The sequence below is a fragment of the Shewanella glacialimarina genome, assembly GCF_020511155.1.
Taxonomy (GTDB): Bacteria; Pseudomonadota; Gammaproteobacteria; order Enterobacterales; family Shewanellaceae; genus Shewanella; species Shewanella glacialimarina.
In genome coordinates, this window is record NZ_CP041216.1 from 3,356,901 (window position 1) to 3,370,119 (window position 13,219).

Below are 13,219 nucleotides of genomic sequence, written 5' to 3' on the forward strand. Positions count from 1 at the left end.
TCATAAACATTCAACGTCACAGTCATTGTTATCAATATGCTTTACTGGCTAAACATTTAGTATAGGTGTCATTTAGGGCCATTAAAGCCTTATCAACCAACTCATCGATCTCTGCCTTGGTAATAACCAGTGGCGGAGAAATAATCATAGTATCGCCCACTGACCGCATCACCAAACCATGCTCGATACAGAAATCTCGACACCAAGTTCCCACACCCATATTGGCTGAAAAACGCTGGCGTTTCGCTTTATCTTGCACTAGCTCAATCGCAGCAACCAGACCTAAGCCTCTTACCTCACCCACTAATGGATGCTCAGCTAATTGTTGCAAGCGTTGTTGAAAATACGGTGCCGTTTCAGTAGCCACTTTTTCAACTAATTTTTCTCGTTTGATAATATTGATATTTTCTAATGCAGCAGCCGCAGCAACCGGATGACCTGAGTAGGTAAAACCGTGGGTAAATTCACCACATTGTTGTTTAATCACATCCGCGACACGGTCTGCAATTATTACGCCACCCATAGGCACGTAGCCAGATGTCATGCCTTTTGCTATCGAAATAAAATCAGGTTGTAAGTCAAAGTATTCAGCGGCAAACCAATGCCCAGTTCGACCAAAACCACTAATCACTTCATCCAAAATAAGTAACACGTCATATTTAGCTAAAATACGTTTAATTTCAGGCCAGTATGTGGATGGAGGAATGATAACACCGCCAGCCCCCTGAAAAGGTTCGGCAATAAATGCCGCAACATTATCTTCACCCAACTCTAATATTTTAGTTTCTAGTGTTTGTGCAGCTTGTAGACCAAATGCTTCGGGCGTTAAGTCCCCCCCTTCGGCATACCAATAGGGTTGTGCGATATGCACTACTTTGGGGATAGGTAAATCCCCTTGTTCGTGCATGCCAGACATGCCACCTAAACTTGCACCCGCTACGGTAGAACCATGGTAAGCATTGTGTCGGCTGATAATTGTTTTTTTATTGGGTTGACCTTTTAAGTCCCAATAGCGTCGCACCATACGTAAGTTTGTGTCGTTTGATTCAGATCCCGAACCGGTAAAGAACACACTATTCATGTGTTTAGGGGCTAGTTCGGCAATGGTTTTTGCTAACTCAATAGCAGGTGGATGAGTACATTGAAAAAAGCTGTTGTAGAAAGGAAGTTTTTGCATCTGCTGACAGGCGGCATCGACAATTGATTGTCGGCCATAACCCACATTTACACACCAAAGCCCTGCCATTGCGTCTAATAATTTATGACCTTGGACATCCCATATATAAACACCATCGGCTCGCTCAATAACACGAGTGCCTTTCTCGCCAAGGGCTTTAGAGTCTGTAAATGGATGAATAAAATGTGCTTTATCTGCTTGCTGTAAAGAGGCTAAATTTGTCATACATGTTCCTTTAAGCTGGCAAAAATGACAACTTACCAGTCCTGACTGCTGTTATGTAATCATCTGAAAATATTATTAACTCTTCGACTGACGTAATGAGCCACTCTTTCTAGTTAAGAGTACCTAGCAACTGATCAAACTAAGTTGCGAACAGGCTAACTTCGCAACTTAATTAGATACTCACTTAACCGTTAAAACTAAACGGTCAGTAGCAGGAACTCACGCTCCCAAGAACTGACTACGCGACGGAAGTTTTCAAGTTCAGCTTGCTTAACCGCCACAAAACCTGTGGTGAAAGACTGACCTAAATACTCAATACACGCTTCACTTTCTTGCATTGCAATCAAGGCTTCTTCTAGGGTCAGCGGTAAACAGTATTCGTTACTGGTGCGACTTTCATTCGAACGACCTGTCACAGGGTTTGAAGGACGTAAGCCTTTTTCCATACCAATGAAACCAGCTAATAAACTCGCTGCAATGGTTAAGTAACAGTTTGCATCAGCACCTGGAATACGGTTTTCAATACGACGATTCTCTGGCGATGATTCAGGGATACGTAGACCACATGTGCGGTTCTCTACGCCCCATTCTAAGTTTACTGGTGCTGAGGTGCCCGGTAGAAAACGACGGAAAGAGTTAACACTTGGCGCCATTAATGGCAATAACTCAGGAATATAGGTTTGTAAGCCGGCAATATAATTTAAAAACAACTGGCTTTGAGTACCATCTTCTTTAGTAAAGATGTTTTTGCCGGTTTTTTTATCAATCACACTTTGGTGGATGTGCATCGCACTGCCTGGCTCATCAGTAACCGGCATAGCCATAAACGTAGCACACACATTATGCTTTAATGCCGCTTCTTTAAGTGTACGTTTAAATATAAACACTTGGTCCGCTAACGACAATGGATTGCCGTGACTGAAGTTAATCTCCATCTGCGCAGGACCATCTTCATGAATTAGGGTATCAATATCTAAACCTTGAAGCTCACACCAATCGTACATATCTTCAAAAAGTGGGTCGAACTCATTTGCTGCGTCGATTGAAAATGATTGACGACCAGCTTCAGGGCGACCAGAGCGTCCAATAGGAGGCTTAAGCGGTAAATCATGATCATCACTACGTTGAGTTAAATAAAACTCCATTTCTGGTGCAATAACGGGTTCCCAACCTTTATCTTCATAAAGTTTAAGCACTTTTTTAAGCACATTACGTGGTGATAGTTCAATTGGGTTACCCATACGATCATAACAATCGTGAATAACTTGCGCGGTAGCTTCTACAGTCCAAGGCAACATGAATACTGCATTCTCATCCGGCACACACACAAAATCGATATCGGCTTTATCAAGTAGTGAATAGAAAATACCGTCATCGATAAAATCACCCGTCACCGTTTGCAGCAATACACTTTCAGGTAAACGCATGCCTTTTTCATCAATAAACTTGTCAACTGGAGCAATTTTGCCTCGAGCTATACCGGTCATGTCACTGATAACACATTCAACTTCGGTAATTTTTCTATCTTTTAGGAACGTAATTAACTTATCCATTGGTTATTTCTCTCGGTTAGCTGCATGCAAACGGCACGCATTGCCGAATGCATCAAAAATTGATGAATAAAACTGGTTATCTTGCACTTTCCATTCTGGGTGCCATTGCACTCCTAACGCAAAAGCCTTAGCACCTTTTACAGAAAATGCTTCAACTAACCCGTCTGGCGAATACGCCTCTGGTGTTAATTCTGGGCCTAATCTGTCGACGCCTTGAGTATGCACTGAATTCACTTCAGCACGTTCACTGCCCCAAGCTTGATGAAGTAAACCACCAGGCACTATATCGATAGCATGTGACAAGCCATACTGCACATCTACCGGAGCCGTTTTATCTTCTCTGTGTTCAATAAATTGGCCGACCTCATGCAGTTTTTGGTGCAAACTGCCGCCATAGACCACATTCATCTCTTGAAAGCCACGACAAATACCGAACACAGGCACACCAGCATCTATGGCCGCTTTAATTAGGGGTAAGGTAGTCGCATCGCGCTTAGGATCATGATGAGTGCCTTCTGCGCTAGCTGGACCTTGAAAATGATGTGGCTCCACATTAGATGGTGAACCGGTAAATAAAATGCCATCCAGGCGAGAAAGTAATTCTGCGGCGGGTACGGCTAAACCCAAAGAGGGGATAACCAAAGGAAATCCTTTCGCACCGTTAACGACGCTGAGCAAGTATTTTTCACCCACAATATTAAATGGGTGTAATCCTATTTGTTGATTACATGCCACTACCCCAATCATTGGGACTTTTGACAAAGACATATCACACCTACACTGTTGGACTGCAAATATGCAGCATTTCTTTCAAACACTTGGAAAGCATTGAACATTAAATACTCAAAATTGTGATATTTCCACAATATATAATTTATTTAATAAACTAATAATTCGTGTTCGTTTTTTCACACACTACACCTAATTTAAACACTAGGCAATAGCAATAATACAACAGCACAAACTTTTATAGTTTCACACTAACCTAGTCAAGCAAGCGCACTAAAAATAGGAATAAACAGTTGTAAACTAGTATAAAAATATCTTGATATAATGAATTTTAATATGGATACAGATGATTTTTGAAAACAAAGTTTCATATGTAGAACAATATAGTGCTTAATATTATTTACATTACAGGAGTAGATTACAGCGTAATTATCGCAAAAAAACAGACTAAAAAGGTTTGCAAAGTAATGCGCACTACTTTGCAATTAATCAGAAAATACTAAAAATCACCTGGCGTGGTTGCACTGACCAAACGGCATGGCTCTTCGAAGGGATTTGCAAACTTATGTGGCAATTCACTCTTAAAGTAATAGCTATCGCCTTTGTGCAGCACAAAGGTCTCATCGGCAACAGTAAGCTCAATTTTTCCCTCTAGAATATAAGCGCCCTCTTCGCCACGATGCTGCAGCATGTCATCGCCAGTGCTTGTTTTTGGCGGATAAGTTTCATACATCAGTGACATTGCACGATTTGGGAAGTCTCGACCAATAAGCTTATAAACTAAATCACCGGTACCAATATCGAGTAACTCTTCAGAGCGATAAACGACTTTTTGTTCACCGACAGTGCCTTCCTCAATAGAAAAGAACTCAACCAATGACATAGGGATCCCAGCGAGGACCTTCTTTAAGGAGCTGATAGAAGGACTAACACTGTTTTTTTCAATCATTGAAATAGTACTATTGGTCACGCCTGCACGCTTAGCTAACTCGCGCTGGGAAAGACCGCGCATTTTTCGAACAGCTTTTAAGCTTGCCCCTATATCCAATTTCTTACTCCTGAAAATAATAGCCGTTTCGAATGACACTAGATGACATCGAATATGTCACTGCAATTTATCATTGTATTTACTAACGTGAAAGGAATTGTATTCTAGCTTAATTCAGTGTTAAATAAAATGCACAATCTGTCGATTAAAAATTACCTATCGATAAAGATTATTCCTGTTTTAATAATTTACACTTAATTGGAGACGCTATGTCACAGCCCTCACCTATCCATAGCGATAAATATCCTGACTCTTTTTACTTTCACAGCGTTAAAGAATTATTTGACTACCCACAACTAACAGAATCTATCACTGTTGATGTCTGTATTGTTGGCGGTGGGTTTACGGGTATAAATACCGCGATAGAACTGGCTCAAAAAGGCTTTAGCGTGGCGGTTTTAGAAGCGAAACGCATCGGTTGGGGAGCGTCAGGGCGCAACGGCGGAGAGCTAATTCGTGGTATTGGCCATGATGCCAACCAATTTAACAATGTCATCGGCACTGAGGGCGTAAACGCCATCACGCAAATGGGCTTTGAAGCGGTTGAAATTGTTAAACAACGCGTACAACAGCACAACATCCAATGCGACTTAACAATGGGTTATTGTGACTTAGCAGTAAAACCTCGGCACATGCATGAGTTAGAGCAAGAGTTTACCGACTTAAAACAAGCGGGCTATCAACATGATATTCAATTACTTGATAAAGCACACATCAGTGACGTTATCCAATCTGATTTCTATCAAGGTGCGTTAGTCGACATGGGCAGTGGTCACTTACACCCGCTGAACTTAGTGCTGGGTGAAGCAAGAGTTGCCCGTGAGTTAGGGGTACAGATTTTTGAGTACAGCCCAGCGGAGCATATTTACAAAGGTGATAAACCAGTGGTTAAAACCGCACATGGTGAAGTTAATTGTCAGTTTTTAGTCTTGGCCGGTAATGCGTATATTGGCCATAAACTTAACGATTATGTCGGCGGAAAGGTACTTCCGGCAGGCAGTTACTTACTGGCGACCGAGCCATTAACTGCAGCGCAATGCCAAGCGATTATTCCACAGAATATGGCTTTTGCAGATATGCGCGTAGCCTTAGATTACTTTCATTTATCCGCTGACAATCGGTTATTGTTTGGTGGTTTATGCACTTACTCAGGTAAAGACCCCAGCAATATTGAAGCAGCACTGCGGCCCAATTTAGAACATGTATTCCCGCAACTTAAAGGGGTTAAGATTGATTACCAGTGGGGAGGGATGATTGGTATAGGTGCTAACAGAATGCCGCAAATAGGGCGATTACCCGATGCTAAAAATATTTTCTATGCACAAGCTTATTCAGGACATGGCGTCAACGCCACTCATATGGCAGCAAAACTCATTGCCGAAGCTATCACTGAGCAAGCCGAACGGTTTGATATTTTTGATCAGATAAAACACATGACATTCCCAGGCGGGCCACATTTTCGCTCGCCTATGTTAGCGGCAGGTATGTTATATCATCGTTTTAAAGATATTTTCTAATCTCACTTAGCGGCTGTTGGTAACCTACAGCCGCTAATGTAAACCGTCATTACGTCAACATATAACCGACCATACCCAGCCCAAAACCAAGTACCGCTCCGCAAGGTGGAAACCAATGTTGCTCTAACTTTACTTGGGGAGCAATATCTTGAAATACTGAATAAAGAATACCACCTGAGGCAAATATCATTATTACTCCAATAACCTCAGGTTGGTCCGCTAACCAAACATAACCAATGATGCCAGCAATAGGCCCAAACAGAGCAATTAGCGCAAAAATGCCTATTAATAACCCAGGCTTAATACGATTATGTTGGTTTAACTCTCGATAAGCATTAAACCCTTCTGGTAAATTTTGTAATCCAATTAATGCTGCTAATAAAAAGGCCGTTTTACTGCCGGTAGCCAATGCAGCGCCTAAAGCAATAGATTCAGGAATAAAATCCGCCAGCATGGCGCTTAATTGACTGGCTGGGGTATTGATTTTAATCAATAAAATATCTAACAACATAAACGCCAATGCGCCTAGCCCAAAAAACAGAACTGCCAATGGGAGTGATAGTACCTCAACACTTTCAGGCACTAACACCAAACCAACTGCAGATAACAGCGCCCCGCCACCAAAAGCCATCACGCCATGGCGAAACTCCTGTTGCAGCCAATCAGACTTGATGTGCTCCATCTGAGCGATAACCGCACCAAGTGGCATAGCCAAACCTGCTAGTAAAGTAACACCCACCACGATCAATACATCAGACATAGCCTTCACTTCTTTATGACATTGTTTTTACAAGCTTTATATAAAATACTTATATATTATGCTACGGGGAAATGGTCACTTGAACCCCATTCAGCCCACGAGCCGTCATACAATATCGACTGTTGATGACCTGCCACCTTAGATGCAAGTATCAAAATACAAGCCGTAATACCTGAACCGCAGCTAAAAATACGCTGCTGGGCGTGATTTTCATCAAGCTGATTAAAAATCATTTGCAGCTCTGTCGAAGGCTTTAATTTTATTCCATCAAGCACCTGCGCAAAAGGCAGATTGACCGAATAAGGTATATGGCCACTTCGTACACCCGCCCTAGGCTCTGGCGCAGTACCATTGAAACGAGACGCTGCCCTGGCATCAAACACCAGTGAGCCACTTTGATCCACGGAGTACTCACTAACAATAGCCAGCAAGCTAGCAGAGTCACACACCAACTCAGTGTGTTGCTGAGCTTTTACATTACCGACTAAGCTGGCGGTTAAGAACTGATTGGCTGTAGGCAGGTTTTCAGCCATCCATTGTGGTAAGCCACCATCAAGCACAAATACCTTATCAAACCCCATAACCTTAAAAGTCCACCAGGCACGCGGTGATGAATAAATGCCTTGGTTATCATAAATCACTACGGTACTGTCCTGATTAATGCCTAACTTACGTGCTGCATGGGTGAATTGCTCAGCGGTTGGCATAGCGTGGGACATCTGTGAGTCGTGATTAAAGAAGTCTTGCTCTAGACCCATATTAATCGCATTGGGTATGCACATTAACCTGTCATAGATTAACGGCTCTTTACCTAATACCACCGCCATACTAGCATCAAGCAAAATAACGTTTTTATCATCTAAATGCTCAACCAGCCAAGCTGTTGAAACAGTTGAATTACTCATTATTTTCTCCTTTAGAAAAAGATTTTACATATTTATGCGTTAACCAGGTGAAGTAGCTAAATACCATTATACCTACGCCATCAGCCGCTAAATCGGCTATGTCTAAATGTCCGATGCGGAATAAAGCCTTGGCTTATTTCCTCCACCAGTACAAATAATGCGACTAAGCAGCTGCCAAGATAAAGCGGTAAGGACCCCAACCGAATGGTTTTAAATTGTAAGGTTAAATTAGCTAGATAGGTTAATCCCCCAAATAGAAACAATGACCAACTTTATCACCATAGGGAATGTGTTTGACGATGTCGAAGAAAATACTGCTGCCACCAGTGTTCGCTAAATATATGACCCAAATGATGAATCCTAAAAAAATAGCCATGGTTATAGTAGCTAAAAAATAAAAGCGTTGTTTAAGCATTAACGTCACTTCCTGTGTGTTGTTCAATGCCATCCTAATATACTTTCGCAATATTCTTACGATACTTTTTGATGAATTTCACTTAATAAAAAAGCCCTATGACTCATTATCATAGGGCTTTGTCGCAACTAAGTTTGCTAAGGACTTATCACGTTGTGATTATAAAACAATCCAAGTTGCTTTGATTTCAGTATATTTATCAAATGCGTGTAATGACTTATCACGGCCATTACCTGACTGTTTATAACCGCCAAATGGCGCGGTCATATCACCACCATCGTAATGGTTAATCCACACCATACCGCTGCGTAATGCTTTGGCGGTTTTATGTGCTTTAGACAAGTTAGATGTCCATACACCCGCGGCTAAACCGTAAATAGTGTCATTGGCAATTTCAATCGCTTGTTCCATGCCGTCAAATTCAATCACTGACAATACAGGCCCAAAAATTTCTTCACTGGCAATAGTCATTTTATTATTTACACCAGAGAAAATAGTCGGCTGCACATACACTCCGCCCGTTTCTGCCATCACTTGCTTACCCCCTTGCACTAAGGTGGCACCTTCATCTTCACCCGCTTTAATGTAATCCAGCACATTGTTCATTTGCTGTTCATCAACCATAGCCCCGGTAACGGTTTCAGGATCTAACGGATGACCAGGCTGCCAAGATTTTAACTCTTCGGCAATCAATTTTATCAGCTCATCTTTAATACCTGACTCAACCAATAAACGCGATCCCGCGGTACATACTTCACCTTGGTTAAAGGCAATGGCCGATGCTGCAGCTTGTGCTGCGGCTTTTAAATCCGGCGCATCATTAAATACTATGTTAGGACTTTTGCCACCCGCTTCTAACCAAACGCGTTTCATGTTTGATTGCCCTGCGTAAATCATCAGTTGTTTAGCAATTTTAGTTGAACCTGTGAACACCAAAGTATCAACGTCCATATGTAAAGCTAATGCTGTACCAACAGTGTGTCCTAAGCCTGGCAACACGTTTAACACGCCTTTAGGAATACCTGCATCTAACGCTAGTTGTGCCATTCTTATTGCTGTTAACGGAGATTTTTCTGAGGGCTTTAATATGACGCTGTTACCTGTTGCTAACGCAGGGCCTAGTTTCCAGCACGCCATAATCATTGGGAAGTTCCAAGGCACAATAGCAGCAACAACACCCACAGGCTCGCGGGTAATCATGCCTATTTCATTATGGGCTGTGGGGGCAATTTCATCATAAATTTTATCAATGGCTTCACCACACCATCGAATAGCACGGGCAGCTCCCGCAACATCAACAGATTTAGCAAACTGAATTGGCTTACCCATATCTAGCGTTTCTAACAGCGCTAACTCATCTGCATTTTGCTCTAATAAGTCGGCAAAACGGATCATAATGGCTTTACGTTTTACTGGCGCTAATTGTGACCATGTACCGGCTTCAAAAACAGCTTTGCCATTGGCAACCGCTTTATTTGCGTCAATGTAATCACAACTAGCCACTTTAACTAATAATCGACCATCAATTGGGCTAATACAATCAAATGTTTCACCTGAGTGTGCAGATTGGTATTCACCATTAATCATGGCATTACCATTAATAGTGATACTTTTTGCGAGTTGTTCCCATTCGCTACGATTTGTTGGAGAGCTCATTGTTACCTCGTCATTCTATATATGCATGTTTAGCTAAATGACATAAAAAATAGCCAAACAACCTAACTTTAATTACACGCTGTAATCGATGCTTCAAATTATGCTTAACCGCTAAAGATTTCAATATATTTTACAAAAATGTCCAATTTACTTTAATTTTTTACTAAAAATGCTTCCGTGTTCGTTATATTTGATATAACGTAGCAAATATTGACCACCCTGTAGATTTATTGATCACATAAAAAGGCCTCCTAATGAGTCATATGGAGTGCTCAAGCACAAGGATTTAGTAATGCAACAAACGTCGCCTCAATCAATGAATGCTCAAACATCAACACCAGAAATGGCCAACTACTGGATGCCTTTTACTGCCAATAAGCAGTTTAAAGCCAATCCAAGAATATTGACTCATGCTGAAGGAATGTATTACACCGACGATCATGGTCAAGCCATATTAGATGGCACTGCGGGGTTATGGTGTTGCAACGCAGGTCACGGGCGCAAAAAAATATCCGAAGCGGTCAGCAAACAAATAACTCAAATGGATTACGCCCCCTCATTTCAGGTGGGCCACCCTCTGGCATTTGAATTAGCCAATAAGCTCACCGAATTAACGCCTGCTGGGTTAGATAAAGTCTTTTTCACTAACTCAGGGTCTGAATCTGTAGACACCGCCTTAAAAATGGCCTTGTGCTATCACCGCGCAAATGGCCAGCCTACACGTACTCGTTTTATCGGCCGAGAACTCGGTTATCACGGTGTCGGTTTTGGCGGTATTTCTGTTGGTGGTATTGGTAACAACCGTAAAACCTTCCATGGCCAACTGTTACAAGGTGTTGATCACCTACCCCATACGTTGGACATCCACAATAATGCCTTTTCTCGAGGTCTGCCTAAACAGGGTATCGAAAAAGCGGAAATTTTAGAGCAGCTTGTCACTTTACACGGTGCAGAAAATATCGCCGCGGTTATTGTTGAGCCAATGTCTGGATCGGCTGGAGTTATCTTACCCCCTGATGGCTATTTAAAACGTCTACGAGAAATTACTCAAAAGCACGGAATTCTATTAATTTTTGATGAAGTGATCACCGGATTTGGACGACTAGGGGCAGCTTTTGCCAGTGAATTTTGGCAGGTCACGCCCGACATCATTACTACTGCTAAAGCGATTAATAACGGCGCTATTCCAATGGGTGCTGTCATTGTCAGTAACACCCTTCATGACACTTGCATGCAAGGTCCTGACAATATGATCGAATTTTTCCATGGTTATACCTATTCAGGCCATCCCGTTGCTGCGGCATCCGCTTTAGCTACATTAGAAATTTACCAACAAGAAAATCTTTTTCAGCGCGCTAAAGACTTAAGCCAATATTTTGAAGATGCGGTACACAGCTTAAAAGGCCTACCTAATATTATCGACATACGCAATATTGGGCTAGTTGCTGGGATCCAGTTTTCCCCCAGTGAAAAAGGCATAGGGAAGCGCGGTTATGAAATTTTTGATCGCTGTTTTAGGCAAGGCACGTTAATCAGGGCGACGGGCGATATCTTAGCCTTATCACCTCCATTAATTGTCGAAAAATCTCAAATTGATGACATGATTAACAGCCTCACCGATGCTATTCACGCAGTAGGCTAGCCCACTTTAAAATCAATAAGCGATGCTAAAAAAATCACTAATTTAAATTCAATATTCACTTTAATCTATTAATGCAAAAGGTTTTTATGCTCACTCTATCTCATTATGTCAATGGCAAGCACACAGCAGCAAGCGAACGCAAACAAGCTATTTATGAACCTGCCAATGGTGAATTACGTGGTCATGTTTCATTAGCGTGTGAGCAAGAAGTCAGCGATGCCATTCAAATAGCAAAACAGGCGTATCAAACTTGGTCACAGGTTACCCCGCTCAATCGCGCTCGTGTATTGTTCAAGTTCAAAGCGTTAATGGAGCAAAACATTGACGAGCTGGCCGAGTTAATTACCCGAGAACATGGCAAAGTGCTAGATGATGCTAAAGGTGAGTTAGTTCGCGGACTAGAAGTCGTCGAATTTGCCTGTGGTATTCCGCATTTACTAAAAGGCGAACACACCCAACAAGTGGGTGGCGGCGTTGACGCTTGGACAGTTAACCAGTCTTTAGGTGTGGTTGCCGGTATTGCGCCTTTTAACTTTCCCGTGATGGTACCAATGTGGATGTTCCCTATTGCCATTGCTTGCGGTAATACTTTCATCATGAAACCATCAGAGAAAGATCCAAGTTCCGTGCTGCGTATGGCTGAATTACTTACCGAAGCAGGCTTACCTGATGGAGTGTTTAACGTAGTAAATGGCGATAAAGAAGCCGTTGATACCCTACTGACTCATCCAGATGTTCAAGCCGTAAGTTTTGTAGGCTCTACCCCAATCGCCGAATACATTTACAGCACTGCATCAGCCCATGGTAAACGCGTACAAGCCCTTGGCGGCGCTAAAAACCATATGCTATTAATGCCAGATGCCGATTTAGACCAGGCGGTTAAAGCCCTTATGGGGGCAGCTTATGGCAGTGCGGGGGAACGCTGTATGGCAATTTCAGTCGTGTTAGCGGTTGGCAATAGCGGCGATAAATTAGTTGAAGCCCTACTCCCTCAAATTGAAAAGCTAAAAATTGGTAACGGTTTAACGCCTGAAATGGATATGGGGCCATTAATTTCAGCTCAGCACCTACAAAAAGTACGCGACTATGTTGAACAAGGCGTTGCTGAAGGGGCAACACTGATTGCCGATGGCAGAAGTTTATCGGTAAAAGATCAGCAACAGGGTTACTTTTTAGGTGCGTGCTTGTTCGATAACGTCACCCCAGAGATGACCATTTACCAACAAGAAATTTTTGGTCCGGTATTAGCGATTGTTCGCGTAAAAGATTATGCGCAGGCGCTTAACCTAATTAACAAACACGAATTTGGCAATGGTACCGCTATATTCACTCAAAATGGTGAAGTGGCAAGACACTTTTGCCACCATGTTGAAGTCGGCATGGTCGGAGTTAACGTGCCTATCCCTGTGCCAATGGCATTTCATAGTTTTGGTGGCTGGAAACGTTCACTGTTTGGCCCTCTGCATATGCATGGACCAGATGGCGTTCGTTTTTACACTAAACGTAAAGCCATTACCGCAAGATGGCCAAAAGCCGCTGTGGTTAGTGAAGGTTCGGCCTTTATTATGCCAACGATGAACTAAGAATTGGTG

At 42.3% G+C, this 13,219-nt stretch carries 11 protein-coding genes; 3 read left to right on the top strand and 8 right to left on the bottom strand.

Annotation, left to right across the window (positions count from 1 at the left end):
• Positions 1–31: 31 nt before the first annotated feature.
• From FJ709_RS14715 to FJ709_RS14730, 4 genes are all read right to left on the bottom strand, one after another.
• Positions 32–1,402: an aspartate aminotransferase family protein gene (locus FJ709_RS14715; RefSeq protein WP_226410772.1), complete on the bottom strand. Its 1,371-nt coding sequence runs from the start codon at positions 1,400–1,402 to the stop codon at positions 32–34.
• Between the two features lie 197 nt (positions 1,403–1,599).
• A complete protein-coding gene (locus FJ709_RS14720) occupies positions 1,600–2,955 on the bottom strand; it encodes a glutamine synthetase family protein (protein WP_226410773.1) in 1,356 nt (451 codons plus the stop codon).
• Between the two features lie 3 nt (positions 2,956–2,958).
• On the bottom strand, positions 2,959–3,723 hold the full coding sequence (locus tag FJ709_RS14725; RefSeq protein ID WP_226410774.1) for a gamma-glutamyl-gamma-aminobutyrate hydrolase family protein: 765 nt from the start codon (positions 3,721–3,723) through the stop codon (positions 2,959–2,961).
• 460 nt (positions 3,724–4,183) lie between these two features.
• Positions 4,184–4,732 (bottom strand): cupin domain-containing protein, encoded by a 549-nt coding sequence (locus FJ709_RS14730; protein ID WP_226410775.1) that lies wholly within the window; start codon positions 4,730–4,732, stop codon positions 4,184–4,186.
• A gap of 209 nt (positions 4,733–4,941) precedes the next feature.
• Between FJ709_RS14730 and FJ709_RS14735 the strand changes: the two genes are divergently transcribed.
• Positions 4,942–6,249 (top strand): NAD(P)/FAD-dependent oxidoreductase, encoded by a 1,308-nt coding sequence (locus FJ709_RS14735; RefSeq protein ID WP_226410776.1) that lies wholly within the window; start codon positions 4,942–4,944, stop codon positions 6,247–6,249.
• A gap of 49 nt (positions 6,250–6,298) precedes the next feature.
• Here FJ709_RS14735 and FJ709_RS14740 read toward each other — a convergent pair whose 3' ends face one another.
• From FJ709_RS14740 to FJ709_RS14755, 4 genes are all read right to left on the bottom strand, one after another.
• Entirely contained in the window at positions 6,299–7,009 is a 711-nt protein-coding gene (locus tag FJ709_RS14740; protein ID WP_226410777.1) for a ZIP family metal transporter, read from the bottom strand.
• 56 nt (positions 7,010–7,065) lie between these two features.
• A complete protein-coding gene (locus tag FJ709_RS14745) occupies positions 7,066–7,914 on the bottom strand; it encodes a sulfurtransferase (protein ID WP_226410778.1) in 849 nt (282 codons plus the stop codon).
• Between the two features lie 241 nt (positions 7,915–8,155).
• Positions 8,156–8,356: a hypothetical protein gene (locus FJ709_RS14750; RefSeq protein WP_226410779.1), complete on the bottom strand. Its 201-nt coding sequence runs from the start codon at positions 8,354–8,356 to the stop codon at positions 8,156–8,158.
• 132 nt (positions 8,357–8,488) lie between these two features.
• On the bottom strand, positions 8,489–9,985 hold the full coding sequence (locus tag FJ709_RS14755) for an aldehyde dehydrogenase (protein ID WP_226410780.1): 1,497 nt from the start codon (positions 9,983–9,985) through the stop codon (positions 8,489–8,491).
• A gap of 292 nt (positions 9,986–10,277) precedes the next feature.
• On the opposite strand from FJ709_RS14755, the gene FJ709_RS14760 reads away from it, so the two are divergent.
• Both FJ709_RS14760 and FJ709_RS14765 read left to right on the top strand, forming a co-directional pair.
• Entirely contained in the window at positions 10,278–11,627 is a 1,350-nt protein-coding gene (locus FJ709_RS14760; protein ID WP_226410781.1) for an aspartate aminotransferase family protein, read from the top strand.
• Positions 11,628–11,713: 86 nt separating this feature from the next.
• Positions 11,714–13,210: a CoA-acylating methylmalonate-semialdehyde dehydrogenase gene (locus FJ709_RS14765; RefSeq protein ID WP_226410782.1), complete on the top strand. Its 1,497-nt coding sequence runs from the start codon at positions 11,714–11,716 to the stop codon at positions 13,208–13,210.
• Positions 13,211–13,219 lie beyond the last annotated feature (9 nt).